Source organism: Psychrobacter sp. W2-37-MNA-CIBAN-0211 (genome assembly GCF_040309405.1).
GTDB lineage: Bacteria > Pseudomonadota > Gammaproteobacteria > Pseudomonadales > Moraxellaceae > Psychrobacter > Psychrobacter glaciei.
In genome coordinates, this window is record NZ_JBEOOU010000007.1 from 50221 (window position 1) to 67581 (window position 17361).

Sequence of the window (17361 nt, forward strand, 5' to 3'; positions counted from 1 at the left end):
TGCATTGATCACCTCCTGACTCATACTGACTCATAATCTAAAGCAAGAATGGTTCTTCATTTCCCAAAACCATTCTTGTTAATAGGCTGATAGATTGTCTTACACTATCAATAACTTATCGCCAATCGCCCCTCATAGAATAGGTCGCATAGTGAAGGCAATTCATGTTAAAATGAGCGCTTTTAAATTCGCCTTTATTATCAGTGAGTAATAAGGGGCGTATTTTTAGTGCCATTTTCTAATTAACAGGTCCGCCCATGTCTGCCGATACCATTGCCCGCACTGCCTTTAAGCAAGGCACCAAGCCACTTTATGATTATGACAAACATTGGGCGAGCTGCTACGAGCCGGCGCCTTATCTACCGATGAGCCGTAAAGAGATGGACGATCTGGGCTGGGATGCTTGTGACGTCATCATCATCTCAGGTGATGCCTACGTCGATCATCCAAGTTTTGGTATGGCGATTATCGGTCGTCTATTAGAGTCGCAAGGCTTCCGCGTCGGTATCATTGCTCAGCCAGATTGGAAGAGCAAAGACGCCTTTATGGAACTGGGTAAGCCTGTCTATGCTTATGGCGTGACCGCTGGCAATATGGACAGTATGATCAACCGCTATACGGCAGATCGCAAAATCCGTAGCGATGATGCTTACTCACCAGGTAATGTCGCTAATAAACGTCCCGACCGTGCTGCTATCGTTTATAGCCAGCGCTGCCGTGAAGCGTATCCTGATGTACCGATTATCCTAGGCGGTATTGAAGGCAGCTTACGCCGTATCGCGCATTATGACTATTGGTCAGACAAAGTCCGTCGTAGTATTTTGCTGGATGCCCGTGCTGACGTCTTATTGTATGGTAATGCTGAACGCGCTATCGTCGATGTGGTGCATGGCTTGTCAAAAGGCTATAGCTTTGAGCAAATGAGTAAATTGCGCGGTACGTCCTACCTATTGACCCCAACACGCCGCCATTGGCAAGCTGGCATGACCGAAGTTGCCAGTAATGATGTCGATACCGTCGGCCGTGTCGATCCGATTATTAATCCATATGTCATGACCGAAGATATCGATAGCTGCTCAATTGAGCAAGACAAACCAAGCGACTCGCCAGTTGGGCAAGCGATGACTGGAATGTCTGCTCAGTATCAAGGCTTTGTCGCTGAGCCTGTCGCTAATAAAGTCATCAATGCTGAACAAGTCGATGAAGAAACGCAAGTGGTACAACTGCGTGGCTTTAATAAGCCCATGACGGCGCGCAAGCATAAACTCAAAATGCCACCGCGCGAGCAGACTGTCATCCGTCTGCCTGACTATGAGCATGTCAAATCTGACCCTGTGCTTTATGCCCATGCCAGCCGTATTTTGCACCTTGAGACCAATCCGGGTAACGCGCGTGCGCTAGTACAGCGTCATAGCAGCGGTGCTGGTAATTCGCATACCTCGATTGACGTGTGGCTGAATCCACCACCGATTCCACTCTCAACCGAAGAGATGGATTACGTGTTTGACTTGCCGTATGCCCGCCTGCCACATCCAAGCTATGGCGATGCGCGCATCCCTGCTTATGACATGATTAAGTTTTCGGTCAATATCATGCGCGGCTGTTTTGGTGGTTGTACATTCTGCTCGATTACTGAGCACGAAGGCCGCATTATTCAAAGCCGCTCAGAAGACTCTATCTTGCGCGAAGTGGAAGCGATTCGTGATACTGCACCCAACTTCACTGGCGTAATATCGGATCTTGGTGGCCCAACGGCTAATATGTATCGTCTCAGCTGTAAAGATGAAACGATTGAAAAGAACTGCCGCAAGCCTTCTTGCGTCTATCCTGATGTCTGCGAAAACTTGATTACCGATCACAGTAATTTAACCAAGCTGTATCGCAAAGCGCGTGATATCAAAGGCGTGAAAAAAATCCTGATTGCTTCAGGCTTGCGTTATGACTTGGCAGTAAAAGACCCTGAATACGTTAAAGAATTGGTCAGCCACCATGTCGGTGGTTATCTAAAAATCGCCCCTGAGCACTCTGAAGAAGGCGTGCTATCGAAGATGATGAAGCCGGGCATGGGCAGCTATGATAAATTCAAAGCCATGTTTGAACAGTACAGTCAAGAAGCGGGTAAAGAGCAATATCTGATTCCTTACTTTATTGCCGCGCATCCGGGCACGAAAGATGAAGATATGATGAACCTTGCGCTTTGGCTAAAAAGTCACGGCTACCGTGCTGACCAAGTGCAGGCATTTTATCCAAGCCCGATGGCGACAGCGACCACCATGTATCACACCCATAAAGATCCGCTACATAAGGTCAGTCGTGATGAAGGTGACATGGATATCGTCAAATCTGGCAAGCAGCGTAAATTGCACAAAGCCTTTTTGCGCTTCCATGACCCAAAAAACTGGGTAATGTTGCGTAAAGCATTGCAAGATATGGGTCGTAGCGATTTAATTGGTAAAAATCGTGGTTGCTTAATCCCACCATTTAACGCCAGCTTAGAAGGTCGCGATGCCGCACAAGACAGTTACCAATCGGCGCGCAAAAAGAACAGCCGCTTAGGTAATGATTCGGTGAAGCGCAGCAATGGCTCAACCAATAACAATGTCGTTAGTAAGAATACCAAAAAGAAAGTGAGCAAAGGTAATTTCCAGACGCAGCATACGGGTCTGCCGCCACGCAAAACTAAGTAATTAATTCCGCTGACCAAACTTATAAATCAAGCTTGGTCAACGATAGCTTAGGTATCCTTATCAATAAAAATCGCCCATCGGCTCTCAAGCTGATGGGCGATTTTTATTTGCCTAGGTAATTGTGAGTGTCTATAGTCAGTTAAAAAGTCAGTTAAAAATAATATCGATACATCACGCACTGGTGATATCAATTTTTCTTGCTTGCTTGCTTGCTTGCTTGCTTGCTTGCTTGCTTGCTTGCTGTGCAGACAAAGGCTACAAAAAATTAATATCAGCAGCATCGTATTGTTTTTGGGGTATTTTGACTATGGGGCGTCCCCTAAATGACTTATTACCCGAATAACGTCCCACTTAAATTAGAAATTACATTAGTCATCGGTTAAGTAAGAAAGCTAATAGGTAACAAACAATTTCTAACATTGCGCTGACTGTATTTTCGCTACTATGGCGCCATATGCTTAACGCATTATTAAGAACAGTTAAATGAATCAAGTTAATACTTTGGAGAAAACGATGAAAACGATAACTAAAATTGTAACCGCCCTACCAGCCCTTGCTCTATTGAGTGCTTGCGCCACTACCGCACCGACTACGCCAGATACCACTGATACCCTTGTTCCAGAAAAAGTGACAGCCGCTTATGATCGTATGGCATCAGCGCCTTATACTTGTACTGATGACAGCAAAATCATGGCAAAGCAGTCTATTAATAAAAAACAAGTGATGCTAAACGCGACATTGCCTAAAGCAAATTGGGCAGATCAACCAATCATCTTAAATGGTGAGGTAAAAGGCGATGTAGCAAGTTACGTCAATGAATCAAACCCAGAAGCTGTCTATGCATGGCACATGAAAGGTGACAAAGGTATCTTTGCCATCAAATGGGCAAATGGTAAAGAATACCAAGTAAACTGCCAAATATAGTCAGTAGCCACAAGCAAAAGCTATTATAAATAGTGAACAAAAAAACAGTCATCCTATGGTGGCTGTTTTTTTGTGCGCATTTTTTAAGAATATGCCAGTTGCTTCGATATTTTCATATTCAATATTTTTACAACAAGCGCTCGTTTGCTGCATTTCGCTAGAGAACCGTAAAGAAAGCTGTCAAACTAGCAGGTAGAGCACATTAATCATGACCAATAATAAAAAGGATAACTCGATGGCTAAGCGTCTGATAAGTATGATGGCAATTGCAAGTATATGGGCGCTGACAGGCTGCAATAACGCTGCCGATTCTGTTGATGCTACCGACCAAACCCCTGAGGCAGCAGCAACAGAAGCAAACTCATCGACGCCAAAAGGCGAGCCAGCAGTCGATACGATAGACTGGTCATTGGTAGACAGTGGTGAAAAGCCTGCTGATCCCACCAATTATCAGTATCCGTTTGCGCTCGATAGTCAAAACGTCCGAGACTATGCGGATTACTTCAAAGTGGACGCTGCGACCGCTCAACACAACCTCACGATAAGTATGGCAAGTAACGAGGCACTATCGAAAGCCTTGGATCAGCTGAGTGAGACCTATGTCTCACATGAAGTAACCGATGGCAATGAAATGACGCTTATCATTCATACCACGCCCGATGTCGCTGCTAGCAGCTACGATTATGTGCTGTCTGATGACTTTGCTAAAGGATTGGTATTGCCTATCGTGATTCAGCCAGATGGTCAGAAAGGTGATGCGAAAGCGCATAGTGAGATGGTGGAGTAATTTAATTTGTAGGGTGCGCCCTGCGCACCGATAGAATATTAAAATTCATACGGCAAATATAAATGTCACAATACATTCGTTCGTACACGATAGGTGCTACCTATTTTTTTACTTTGGTATCATACAACCGAAGAAAAATATTGTGTGAAAATGACTTCTTGCAAGCTTTTAAGAAAATTATCAAACAAGTTCAACAACAATATCCTTTTGAAATTATTGCATGGGTTCAGTTACCCGACCATCTACACTGTATTTGGAAAATGACTACTAATGATGCTAATTATAGTATGCGTTGGTCTCAGATAAAACGATTAACCACTCAAGCTTGTCCGCAGTATCATTTATCAATAGATGATTTGAGCCGTTCAAAAATTAAAAGAAACGAAAGAGGTGTTTGGCAACGTCGATTTTATGAACATGAAATAAAGGATGAAGCAGATTTCATAAGACATATGGATTATTTGCACTATAATCCTGTCAAGCATGGACTAGTCGAAAGGGTTTCAGCTTGGCCGTATTCGAGCTTTCATCGTTATGTAAGGCAAGGCAAGGTTCTTATGCGGAGGACTGGGGTAATGATTCAATTGGTTTTTCAGAGCGTTTTTCAGATAAATTAGAGTAGTTTATTTTTCTAGGTGCGCTGGGCGCGAGACCATCCCAGATTCTGTGTAACTGCCATTTAGATTAAATGCTTACTGATACGATCATCAAACATAATCATAAAACGATTCAAAGCAGACGTCCAGTTACGGATCGGCATCGACCACTTTTTGGATGCTTGCTGGGTTGCTAAGTACACCACCTTGAATGCGGCTTGATCAGATGGGAATACCTTACGCTTATTCACCGCCGTACGAATCACGCTGTTTAGTGATTCTATAGCATTGGTGGTATAAATCGCTTTTCTGATGTCTTTAGGATACTCAAAGAACACCGTTAAGCCCTCCCAATTGCTGCGCCAAGACTTGACCACATGCGGATACTTATCACCCCACACTTCATCAAAGTGCTCAAGATTGGCCTCTGCTATCTCAAGCGTATCAGCGCCATAGATGGCCTTTAAATCAGCGGCTACGGCCTTCTTATCCGTCCATGGCACAAACTTCATGGAATAACGCACCATGTGTACGATACACAGCTGAACCTGAGCGTTGGGGTAGACGGTGTTAATGGCATCAGGGAAGCCCTTTAAACCATCAACACAGGCAATGAGGATATCTTGCACTCCGCGGTTTTGTAGTTCAGTGAGTACACCCAGCCAGAACTTAGCGCCCTCATTCTCTGATAGCCACATACCAAGCAGCTCTTTTTTACCGTTAAGAGCAACACCTAGCGCCAGATAGATAGCCTTGTTGATGATCTGCTTGTCTTGACGTATCTTCACGACAATGCAGTCTAAGTAGACGATAGGATAAACACTACTCAGCGGACGGTTCTGCCAAGCGGTGATGTCCTCTAATATATTATCTGTGACTCTTGAGACAAGAGAGCTTGATATATCAACGTCGTAGATATCTTTGATGGTTTCGACAATTTCAGTGGTGGTTTGACCTTTAGCGTAAAAGAATATGATTTTATCATCAAGACCTGAGATACGACTTTGATGCTTACGCACTAACGCAGGTTCAAAGTCACCATTACGGTCTCTTGGGGTGGAGATCTCAAGATCGCCTGTGTCGCTACGGATGGTCTTTTTAGTGTGTCCGTTGCGCTTGTTAGGCTTATCGGCTTTCTCATGCTTGGGATAGCCAAGATGGTCTTCCATCTCAGCCTCAAGAGCAGTGTCGATAAACGACTGCATGAGCTGCTTCTGGAAGTCTTTGATATCATCAAAGCTGTTCATGCTGCTGGCCATTTGCTCGGCCAGTTTTTTAATGTCAGATTGAGTAGTCATTGCTTATTCTCCTGTTAGTGGATTATAAGCAGTTACACAAAGTTTGGGAAACTCCCCTGGGCGCACCCTACGCTAACTGTTCCAGAAATAGCTTTTATGACATTATCAATATCATAGCCTCTAGAAAAGTTAGCGTAGCTTGCTTCTGCTAGATAAACGTAGTCCGATAGAAACTGATTATCATTACTCATTTAAACTCACTCCTGATTTGATATTAACGAATACTGTTTTTTTAAATTAAATCGTTTGCTTTGATCAACGTTTGAAAAACAATCATCAATGCTACTCATCCAAAATTTTAAACCCGAGAAATCGTTTGCTATTGCTGCCGAGGTAACGCTGTACATTACTAACTTTGCTAAAACTATTTCGTTCTCTGCATCATATATAATCGAATTAAAATTCTTAACTGATTTTAAGCTACTAGTATTAGTCAAGGTTAGAACAGCTCCATTGTCATAAATCTCATACATTAGACCTTCATATTCGATATAGCTCCTATACTTACCCCCTAGGAGAGGCTTATATTTTTCTATAGATTTCCAGTTATTGTTTTTGACTCGTTTCTTATATTCCTCTGGCGTCACGTATACTGTCACTCCACCTTCACTCTCACACAAATCACTTACTTTGGTTTGAATGTAGGCATACTCTACTGCCCAATACACAATGAATCCGCCCATGGTCAACATAAAACCTGAGAGTGCGCCGTAGAGTCCTGCTTTAGGATTGTCTGGATATAATGATTTACCTAGTTTTGTACCAATGAAAATAGCAGCTAAGGTAATAAGAACCCAAACTATCAAACCTAATAGTAGAGCAAGTGCAAGCATGATGTTTCCTAGTGACTAAATTCACTTTTATTAATTTTTGATAAAGAATAATAAAAGAATGGTAGGGTGCGCCCCGCGCACCAACGCATAAATATGAAAATGTGGATTAAATGCCATTATCCACGTAAATTATTTAACGCTCAATTACTCATCATACAATGCTTTAAACTCAAAAATCCGTTTCTTAAAAGTGCGCTGGGCGCACCCTACTCAAAAATGTGCAAAGTGCTTATTCTTGCGTGAATGAGTAAAGCAACCGCTACTCTCTACTAAAGCTAAAAGCGAAAACTGTACGCGAGGGACGAGCGCCGAGTGAACCATTAAAGAAAGACGGCTCATGACCCGCATATTTGCCCACTTTAAAAGAACTTAATGCTGAGGCCATGCTTTTAAATCTTTTGCTCTTGCGCTAGAAACGAGCCTGTTATTAAAATATAACCTAACCAGAAAATCCCCTCTAAGGAATTTTCTCTTACGAACCTGAGGAGGCATAAGCAAAACACTGTTTTGCCCGACGCAAGACAAGAGCTATGCTCGCAGTTAGCAGTTCTTTGTTTTAACGGTTCTCATCCCCAACCAACGCCAAGAACTCTTCTTCATCCACCACTTTCACACCCAGTTTTTCAGCCTTCGCCATTTTTGAACCCGCTTTTTCGCCTGCCAATAATGCCGTGGTTTTAGCAGAAATACTGCCCGATACTTTTGCGCCTAACGCTTGCAGTTTGGCCTTAGCTTCATCACGTGCCATTTTTTCAAGCGCACCCGTAATCACCCACGTCTGCCCATCAAGTGGCAAGTCTCCAGCAGCTTTTTGCTCGACCTTATCCCAATAGACGCCAGCTTCAAGCAATGAATTAATCACTTCGATATTGTGCGGTGCACGGAAGAACTCATAAGCCAGCTCGGCAGTGATAGTACCAACGTCAGGGGTTTTAATCAGAGTTTCGATACTGGCTGCCATCAGGCTATCGAGGTCACCAAATTGCTGTGCAAAGTTTTGTGCCGTGCCCTCACCCACACCGCGAATACCAAGTGCATAAATGAATCGTGCTAGCGTGGTATGTTTGCTAGCTTCGATAGCGCTGAGGATGTTTTGTACCGATTTTTCACCCAATTTTTCTAGCGTGATTAGCTCGTCTTGATGATTGTGCAATTGATAGATATCTGCCACCGTCTTGACCAAACCATGCTCAAAGAAGCTAATGAGCCAACTCGCACCAAGCCCATCGATATCCATCGCACGACGCGAGACAAAGTGAATCAACGCTTCTTGCTGCTGCGCGGGACAAAATAGACCGCCCGTACAGCGTGCTAATGCCTCATCTTTTGGCAGGACGACAGGAGAGTCGCAGACAGGACAGGTAGACGGCAGCGTCACTGGTGTTGAGTCTGCTGAGCGCTGGTCATGCCAAACACGAGTGACTTTGGGGATGACATCCCCTGCACGATGGACGCTGACCATATCGCCTGCACGCACGTCTAAGCGCTGAATCTCACCAAAATTGTGCAAGGTAACATTACTAACCGTGACGCCGCCGACTTTGACGGGTTCGAGCTTACCCACTGGGGTAATCGCGCCGGTGCGTCCGACTTGCCATTCGATATCGTTTAGACGTGTCATCACGGTCTCAGCAGGGAATTTATAAGCAGTTGCCCAGCGTGGCTCGCGGGATAGAAACCCAAGCTGCTGCTGCAATGACAGGTTATTCACCTTTATCACCATGCCATCGATTTCAAATGGCAAATCGGCACGACCTTCTATTACTGACTCATAATACGTCAGTGCGGCACGTGGATTTGCGACCACTTCTACCGCACTGACGGTAAAGCCAATGGTTTTTAGCCACGCCAAGCCTGCTGACTGTGTTTCGATGGCCTCAGGCAATCCCTGATTGATGGAGTAAGCATAGAATGCGAGTGGACGACTGGCTGCTATAGCTGGATCTAACTGACGTAAGCTACCCGCAGCAGCATTACGTGGATTGGCAAAGGTTTTATTTTCACTCTCTTCTGCTAGGCGATTGAGACGCTCAAATCCTGCCTTGGGCATAAGCACTTCACCGCGCACTTCTAGCAGCTCAATATCAGCGGCATCCGCGAGCCAAAGTGGCAAGTTGCGAATGGTCTTGGTGTTTTGCGTAATATCCTCGCCCGTTTGCCCATCACCGCGCGTGACAGCTTGTACAAATTTGCCATGCTCATATTTTAACGACACAGCCAATCCATCAAGCTTTAGCTCCATTTCATACTCAGGATTTTTTTGCGCGTCATTTAGACGGTCGTTGACGCGGCGCATAAAGGCATGTAATTCGTCATAGTCAAAAACATTGCCCAGTGACAGCATGGGGATGTCATGAGTGACTTGAGTAAAAGCTGATAACGGCATATCACCGACTTGATTAATCGGACTGTCTGGCTGTACCAAATCTGGATATGCTTCTTCAAGCTCCAATAAAGAGCGGCGCAATTGGTCGTATTCGCTGTCTTCTAAGATGGGATTGTCGAGCACATAATAGGCATAATTGTTCTGCTTAAGAGCATCTATAAACGTGCGCATTTGGATGACGATAGTATCGCCAGTATCATGAGCCGCATTTTTATTGGTTTCAGCTTGAGCAGCGGTCGGTAAGATAGGGTCAGTCATAGTCGGCGTCTTTTCTTTGCAATTCAAGATGTCGATATAATAACAAGTTTGCAGGATACTCGGTATAGCCAATCCTATATAAATCAAATACTGTGTCAGGCTCGCTCAGTCTACTATGTGTAGGACTTTCACTCACCTTCCTTGTATCTAAATTATCTTGAACCGACTCTAGCATTTTGCAGAAACTAAAGCCCATTAAAAAAGGCAAATAACGTTAATCGCTATTTGCCTTTTTTAGTACTGATATTATTTATCGATTTTAATCAACTTTAGTAACGATTAACCCTCATAGTCGCGGACTTGGTTACGTAGTTGCTGCTTGTATTCAGAGGTGATTGGTTCGTTCTCTTCATCCAGCATAATGGCATCCAAATCGCTTGCCATCATATAAGCAATGCTCATCATACTATCGAAGCTGCGCAATGCTTGTGGGTGTGGCAACGATAAAAATACCACCACACCAGTATAGGTATTAGTCGCCACGCTATGCGGATCAAATGGTGCGATACCACTATCGGTGATACCCATCATGCTAAACCAAAGCATACCGGTGCCGTCTTTTTGCTCATAGCGATGGAACATATTCATCGCGCCATAGCGCAGACCATATTTGTCAATCAGCGCCAATAAATCACGGCCACGGATAGTCGCCGTTGGACGGTCACGATATTGGTGCGGCAAGATGGTGATATTGATATTGTCTTTGGCATTGATCAATGGACCGTTTTGCGCGTCGTCGCCTGACTCTGATAGATGCTGATCCAGTATCGGGCTGTTGTCATCGAAGCTAGGCTCTTCTGCCGTGTCGATCGATGGCATCAGATTATCCGTTGCCGACATAAGGCTTGAAAACGCATCAGGCTCTTGCTCGATATGCATCTGATCAGCGGCTTCTACAAATTCAGCACTATCGGCACGGCTTTGCTCATCTTGCCAGCGCGCATAGTCAGCTTCATCGATGACGTCATGGTCGTCAGTTACGGTACTGCTATGCTCGGCTGTTAGCTGGGCGTCAACGTTAGTATGCGTTTGCGTCAAAGGCTCTTCTTCAACGACGGCATCCAAGTAGCTACGATCTGGACCGATGCTCGTCTCGCCAGCGACCGTATCATCAAGGTCTGGCTGATCGACGATATTACGCTCGTGACGCGGTATGATGGGAATACCATTTTTGTCATAATTGACCGCAGCAGCTTCGGTAGCAGCGCGGCGCTTAAAGCTACGAATGACCATAAACAGCCCTGCGAGCACGATAAACGCGGCAATGGCAATCAATATAAACTGAATAACGGTCATGATAAATACATCCTAGTATATATAACAAAAGGGAATACACAAACGAGCATAAATGGCAATATTCTAGCATGGCTGACCTATGTCGTCACCACATTGTGTACTTTATAACCAGTATGCTGGACTGAGGTCAAGCTTATTTGCATTTATGCCAATTGATTGATTATATTTGCATCTCGCTGATTCTCATAGTACTTTTAGTATCAGATTTTTGAGTCTTAGCTCTCTACATAACGCGCGGCTTCATCTAGCGAGACGCTCACTAGTGTAGAAATACCTGCGCTTGGCATAGTAATGCCTTTTAGCTCATCGGCAATCTGCATCGTCAGTTTGTTATGACTGATAAAAATAAACTGTAAATCATCGGCCAGCTCATGAATCAAACTGGTAAAGCGTTCGACGTTGGCATCATCAAGCGGTGCATCGACTTCATCGAGCACACAGAATGGTGCGGGATGCTGCTTAAATATTGCAAAAATCAAGCTCAGCGCAGTGAGGGTTTTTTCACCACCCGACAGCACAGCTAGGCGACTATTACGCTTGCCTTTAGGCTGTGCCATTAAAGTAAGCCCTGCCCGCCACTGCTCTGATCTATGCTTGTCAGCGGGGATATTGGCTGGCATATCGTCTGTATTCAACGTCAAACTGGCTTGACCACCGCCGAAGACTTTGGCAAATAAATTGGCAAGCTCAGTATTGACGGCATCGAGCGTCTGCATAAACAGGGTCTTAGTCGTCTCATCAATAGACTCAATCGCTGCCGTCAACGTCTGCATACTCGCCGCGATATCTGCCGTCTGCTGCGCCAATGGCTCTAGACGTTCATTGACCTCAGCCAACTCTGCCACTGCGGCGAGATTGACTGGGCCAATTTTGCCTAACTGCTGCTCAAGCGTGGCACGTTCAGCCTCTAATTCAGCGATTTTATCTGGACGCACACGACGATCATGAGCGATAAAATCCGCGAGTAAGTTTGAGACACTCATCACTTGTTGCTGATGCTGCGGGTGCTGTGTTGAATGCGACTCCGCTTTATATTTATGGCTCACCTTATAGTACGCTTCTAAAGCATCATGGGTATGGGTGCTCGCATCGTCTAAACGTGCCATGCTTAGTGCCAACTCAGTAGCGTGATTCGCAAGCTTACCCTGCTGAACTTGTAGCGTATTTTGCACGCTATCCAACGCTGTCTGCTGCTGAGCATAGTCTTGCTTTAGCGCAGCCAATGCCGTATCACGCTCGGTCAATAGCACCTGCTGTTTGTCTCGTGCTGTTTGCGCCGTCTGTAATGCCACTTGCAAGCTTGGTAGCTTATCCTGCTGTTTCTGATGACTCGCTTTTAGCTGTTGCTCGCTGCGTAGTGACTGGTCATATTGCGCAGTTGCCCGTACAAGGCTACTGACACTATGTTCTAGGCGCATCTCGCTCTGCTGGATGCGCAGCTGCAATGCTTGCCATGCATCATCATCGGCTTGGCGTGTACGATTTAGCTCACTGCGCTCAGCTTGCAGTTGCTGATTAGTCGCTCGTGCCTCTGCTATTTGCGGCGTTAACGCTACCATCTGACTTTGAATATCTTGCTGCTCATGAGTGAGCGCTTGTCCCTCTTGAGCTAACTCTTGTTGCTCTTGCTCAAGGGCAGATTTTTCCGCCATAAGACGCTGGCTGTCTGCTTGCAGGCGCTCAGCATTGGCACGCTGAGTCGTTAGCTGCTGCTGATATTTATGTTTATCACGGGTGAGCTGATCTGCTTGTGCGCGGGTTTCTTCTAGATTGACCGTTAACGCATCATAGTCGCGTTGATTCTTTGCAATGGTCTTTTGCGTTTCTTGTATTTTGGTTTCAAACTCATATAGCAAATCTTCTAATGCTTGCAAACGGCTGCGCTGCTGCAAACGCTGCGTTAAAAACTGGCTATTACTCTCACCATGACTATCTTGCTCACCTGTAAATTTACTTAGATTAATCGTACCCTGACGACTGATGAGCCAACCGTCTGTGGTTAACAAAATAGCTGACGATGGCAACGCTTTTAAGATATTGGCAAAGTCTTCAAGAGTCTGCTGATTGCTCGCTTCTGATTGCGTAATATACAAGTAGCACTGCTGCCAAAGCGCCAATGCAGGCTGCTTAATCAGTTGTGATAATGGCATTACTTTATCAGCCAAGCTATCTGGCAAACTACTGGAAAATGGCTTTGTAGCTACCTCATTCTTAGCAGGTAACCACAAGCTATGACCACTTTCTATCGAAGGTTTTCCTTCTGTATTAGCCTGCTCATTTTGTGCTGTTTGATAAGTAACAATATCCGTTAGATCATGCTCAAGCACGTGCCATAAGCTGTTCGCTTCCTGAGAAGCATCGTTCGTATTATCAACGTTTAATTGATTAGATTGGTTAGAGAACAGTACATGACTATCTAGCCATAATGCCAAGACACTATCGAGTAATGCCGCGTGCTGATGCCCTTTTTCACTCAGCTCAATCTGCTCACGTAAGGTGGTAATAGCCAACTCGTTATAGCGATTGACGACATTGCTTTCCGAGCTATCGTCTAGATTATCCGCTGTAGAGACAGAGGCTTGCTGTTGATTTTGCGGTGTAGGTTTTGGATGCAATATCTGATGCAGGGTATCATATTCACTGGCCAATACCGCGTGTCGCTTCTCATGCTCACTCAACTCACGCTGCTGCGTATTCAAGCGCTGCTGTAAATCATGCGCTTGCGGTTGTAGTTCCAACAGACGCTCATCGACGCTGTCTTGTTGGCGTTCTATCTGCTGTAACTGTTTATTTAGCTCTGCAACTTGCGTCTCTAACGTCTGCTGTAGGTTTTGTGCATCCGTTGGCGCTTGTTCATCAGAGCGCTTATCAGAGTCCTTATCAAAACCATTATTATTGCTAGATGTTGATAGCGACTGTTGTAATTGCTGCCATAGATTTTGCCAGTTTTGCTGGCGGCGCTGCCATTTGTCATGGTTTTGCTGATGGCGTTTTTGCGCTTGGCTATTAATGGCTTGCTGTTGTTCAAGCATGCGCACATTATCTTGCAAGCGTGATAGCTGGTTTTGCGCGTCATGCCATGCGCGTTGTAACGGTTGCTCATTACGTTTATGCATGTCACGTTTACTCATCAACTCACTGAGCTGTGGACGTAACGCCTCTAATATATTCTGCTGCTCGGCTTGCTCGGCTTTTAATCGATCAATCTCACCCACTGCTTGTGCGCGCTGCTGATCCAAGCTCGCGAGTTGTTGCTCAATCACAGTCAATTGTGACTTGGCATCGCTCAGCTCGTGCTCAGCTTGTTGATAGCCTAGCTGCTGCTGATAGTGAGCGCTTTGGGCATCGTCCTTGAGCCATTGCTCTTGGTTAATGTGCGTGGTGAGCTCATCTTGTTGGGCTTTTAGCGTCTCATAGTCGGCTTGCAACGTGGCGACTTCAGCGGTGCTACGCTCATGCGCTAGTTTTTGCTGCTGCTGAGTATGCTTGGCTTGATACAACTGCTGAATGGCCAGTTGCTGCTTAATATCAGCAAGTGTTAAGGCCAGCTCTTCGTAACGCTGCGCACTGGCGGCTTGCTTCGACAGACGCTTCTGTTGGCTGACCAGCTCGCTTTGCATGTCATGCAGACGTGCTAGGTTTTCTTGTGTTTTCTCTAGCTTCTTTTGCGTTTCTTCGCGGCGCGCTTGATAACGAGACACCCCTGCGGCCTCTTCGATAAACTCACGCAGCTGCATGGGGCTAGATTCGACAATACGTCCAATCATGCCTTGCTCAATCACCGCATAACTACGCGCACCAAGTCCCGTACCCAAAAACACATCGACCACATCACGGCGACGACAACGTGTGCCATTGATAAAGTAATCCGAGCGGCCATCTTTATTTACCTGACGACGAACAGACAGCTCTTGGTATAGGTTAAATTCATGACGAATGCCGGTATGCTCATCTTGCGTATGCTCAAACGTCAGCTCGACACTGGCGACACTTTTGGCAACCTTGTCTTGCGTACCAGCAAAAATAACATCGCTCATCGCGCCGCCACGCAGCTGCTTGGCAGAGGTCTCACCCAGCACCCAGCGAATGGCATCAATCACGTTGGATTTGCCACAGCCGTTCGGCCCGACAATGGCGGTGATGCCATGGCGAAAGGTAAAAGTCGTTGGATTGGCAAAGGATTTGAAGCCTGCCAGCTTTAGGGATTTTAGACGCATGAAGGATCAGTAAACTTAGCAAAAACAGGCGGCTATTCTACCTGAAATTGTGGTGGGTTTTTAGGGTTTATATCCATAAAAATATAGACTTACTCAAGGTGTAAACTACAAACTTGAGTAGCAATATTTAAATACTCATATGCTGTTTGCACTTTCTTTATTAATCGTTTGTCATTAGTAAAAAAATATTCACAGAAACATGCATATGAAGCATGATGCATATCACGCAGAGATCTAAAGTGCTTATCTTCTTTATGCAACTTCTCATCTTCGTGATAACTAATCAAATTGAGCAAAGCATATATTTGATTCACTTTTTCAAAAATGTATAACTCTCTATCTAGGCTGATATGACTGTTATCAAAATTAAAAATTAAATCTATACTTACTTCATTTTCTTCATTTATATGTCGTAAGTATTTCAAGATGCTATCTAAAGTATTTGGTGGTCCAATATTTTTGAGTATGTTGATATCAATATTTAAATACTCTCTTAAAGCTTGGTGTCCTGATTTTTCAGCCGTATGATTTCGAATATTATCTAACGATTTATCAATACTTTCATTAAAAATCTCTACTTGAGAGTCAAGCTCTATGATTTTTGATTCATAACTCTTGATAAAAAATTCAATATCTGAATTTTTATTACTATAGTCTAATCCAAATAAAAACGATACAATCTTATTAACAATTGCATTTAATGAAATAAACGATGACTTATTCAATAGACTATCGCAAACAGGTACTTTCTAGCATAGCTGATGGTATGACCATACGAGAAGCTGCGCTATTTTATGGACTTAGCACCAGCACCATTCACAGCTGGCAGCAGAACCTAGCTCCTAAAACAACCAGAAATAAAGCACCAACTAAAATACCTGATGACGCATTAATTGAAGACGTAAAAAGATACCCAGATGATTATAACTATGAAAGAGCTCGTCGCTTGAACTGTAGTAAAACGGGCATCTTTAATGCTTTAAAGCGTCTTGGTATCAGTCAAAAAAAAGACCTTAGAACACCCGAAAGCGTGTCCGATAAAAAGAGCGATATTCCAGAGTAAGCTTGATCGCTTTACTCAGCAAGGCTATCCCATTGTCTATATGGATGAAAGCGGCTTTGAGGCTGAAACCATTCGCTCTCATGGCTATGCACCGATAGGTAAACCCTGTATCGATAGCTACAACTGGCAAGCAAAGAAGCGTACGAATGTCATCGGAGCTCTCTATGAGAAAATGCTGTTTGCGCTTGAGTACGTTGAGACAAATATCAATAGCAATATATTTTATGACTGGTGTAAGTTCACACTTATTCCAAGTCTTAAAACCAAGAGCGTGATTGTCATGGATAACGCTCGGTTTCATAAAAACAGACGTATTCAAAAACTACTCAACAGACATGGCCACCGTATTCTTTGGCTGCCGCCGTACAGCCCCGATCTGAACCCTATCGAGAAAAAATGGGCACAGGCTAAGTTTCTACACCAAGGGTGGATGGAGAATAATCTACCTAAACTGTTTCATGATATGGGCTGTATCGATTTTATAAAGACTTAACTATACCCTCTTTTAATAACTCAATTTGAACTTTCAAATAAGTCTGCAGATCTTGCATTACTTTTTTTTGTTCAGCTTTTAAAGCCTCATAATCATTTACACCTCCAAATAACGCTAAACTAGTTTTTTGCATAGGTAAAATAAACTCATCATACTCTATATTTTCTAAAAACAATTTATAGTGAGCTGCAGGTGATTGGAATGATCTATAAATCTCATTGATAATATGTCCATCTTCCATCATTAAGGAAATATGCTGAGCATTTAATCTAGTCAGTACATCTAGAAAATTGTTAGTATATTTCACATTCTTACCATTGACTCCTGCTTTATGGATTTCAGCTAATGTAATATCAGAGTAAACCACTTGGAAATCTTCAGTGAAGAGGTTACTCACAGAGTGCTCTTCAGGAATATATTTATAAAACATATCTAGAATATTTTGATCGAAGTAGGCTAATGGCTTCTTATTTTTTACAGTAGATATGTTTGATTCTAAGGTCTCTACTATTTTATTCATATT

General features: G+C 44.1%; 13 protein-coding genes. 6 read left to right on the forward strand and 7 right to left on the reverse strand.

What is annotated here, in order from left to right:
- The first annotated feature begins 257 nt into the window (after positions 1–257).
- The 4 genes from AAEY72_RS08630 to AAEY72_RS08645 all read left to right on the forward strand — a co-directional run bounded on the left by AAEY72_RS08630 (position 258) and on the right by AAEY72_RS08645 (position 5015).
- The gene (locus AAEY72_RS08630) at positions 258–2687 is read left to right on the forward strand and encodes a YgiQ family radical SAM protein (RefSeq protein ID WP_352310215.1); all 2430 of its coding nucleotides are present in this window, start codon (positions 258–260) and stop codon (positions 2685–2687) included.
- Positions 2688–3200: 513 nt separating this feature from the next.
- Positions 3201–3611, forward strand: a complete 411-nt coding sequence (locus AAEY72_RS08635; protein ID WP_189582766.1) for a hypothetical protein — start codon at positions 3201–3203, stop codon at positions 3609–3611.
- Between the two features lie 208 nt (positions 3612–3819).
- The gene (locus AAEY72_RS08640) at positions 3820–4398 is read left to right on the forward strand and encodes a hypothetical protein (RefSeq protein WP_352310216.1); all 579 of its coding nucleotides are present in this window, start codon (positions 3820–3822) and stop codon (positions 4396–4398) included.
- Positions 4399–4460: 62 nt separating this feature from the next.
- A complete protein-coding gene (locus AAEY72_RS08645; protein ID WP_352310217.1) occupies positions 4461–5015 on the forward strand; it encodes an REP-associated tyrosine transposase in 555 nt (184 codons plus the stop codon).
- Positions 5016–5077: 62 nt separating this feature from the next.
- On the opposite strand, the gene AAEY72_RS08650 is transcribed toward AAEY72_RS08645, so the two are convergent.
- From AAEY72_RS08650 to AAEY72_RS08675, 6 genes are all read right to left on the reverse strand, one after another.
- Positions 5078–6292, reverse strand: coding sequence for an IS256 family transposase (locus AAEY72_RS08650; protein ID WP_352310218.1), 1215 nt, complete (start codon positions 6290–6292; stop codon positions 5078–5080).
- Between the two features lie 197 nt (positions 6293–6489).
- Complete coding sequence (locus tag AAEY72_RS08655; RefSeq protein WP_352310219.1) at positions 6490–7125, reverse strand: hypothetical protein; 636 nt, start codon at positions 7123–7125, stop codon at positions 6490–6492.
- A gap of 556 nt (positions 7126–7681) precedes the next feature.
- A complete protein-coding gene (ligA, locus tag AAEY72_RS08660; RefSeq protein WP_352310220.1) occupies positions 7682–9769 on the reverse strand; it encodes an NAD-dependent DNA ligase LigA in 2088 nt (695 codons plus the stop codon).
- Positions 9770–10048: 279 nt separating this feature from the next.
- Positions 10049–11065: a cell division protein ZipA gene (locus AAEY72_RS08665; protein WP_352310221.1), complete on the reverse strand. Its 1017-nt coding sequence runs from the start codon at positions 11063–11065 to the stop codon at positions 10049–10051.
- Positions 11066–11280: 215 nt separating this feature from the next.
- Positions 11281–15282 (reverse strand): AAA family ATPase, encoded by a 4002-nt coding sequence (locus tag AAEY72_RS08670; RefSeq protein ID WP_352310222.1) that lies wholly within the window; start codon positions 15280–15282, stop codon positions 11281–11283.
- A gap of 89 nt (positions 15283–15371) precedes the next feature.
- Complete coding sequence (locus tag AAEY72_RS08675; protein WP_352310223.1) at positions 15372–16007, reverse strand: hypothetical protein; 636 nt, start codon at positions 16005–16007, stop codon at positions 15372–15374.
- On the opposite strand from AAEY72_RS08675, the gene AAEY72_RS08680 reads away from it, so the two are divergent.
- Both AAEY72_RS08680 and AAEY72_RS08685 read left to right on the forward strand, forming a co-directional pair.
- Positions 15995–16345 (forward strand): IS630 transposase-related protein, encoded by a 351-nt coding sequence (locus tag AAEY72_RS08680; protein ID WP_352310224.1) that lies wholly within the window; start codon positions 15995–15997, stop codon positions 16343–16345. The genes AAEY72_RS08675 and AAEY72_RS08680 overlap by 13 nt on opposite strands.
- Positions 16272–16838: an IS630 family transposase gene (locus AAEY72_RS08685; protein WP_352310225.1), complete on the forward strand. Its 567-nt coding sequence runs from the start codon at positions 16272–16274 to the stop codon at positions 16836–16838. Before AAEY72_RS08680 ends, AAEY72_RS08685 begins: the two co-directional genes overlap by 74 nt.
- Here AAEY72_RS08685 and AAEY72_RS08690 read toward each other — a convergent pair.
- Positions 16825–17358, reverse strand: coding sequence for a hypothetical protein (locus AAEY72_RS08690; protein ID WP_352310226.1), 534 nt, complete (start codon positions 17356–17358; stop codon positions 16825–16827). The two genes, AAEY72_RS08685 and AAEY72_RS08690, sit on opposite strands and share 14 nt — an antisense overlap.
- Between the last annotated feature and the right edge of the window lie 3 nt (positions 17359–17361).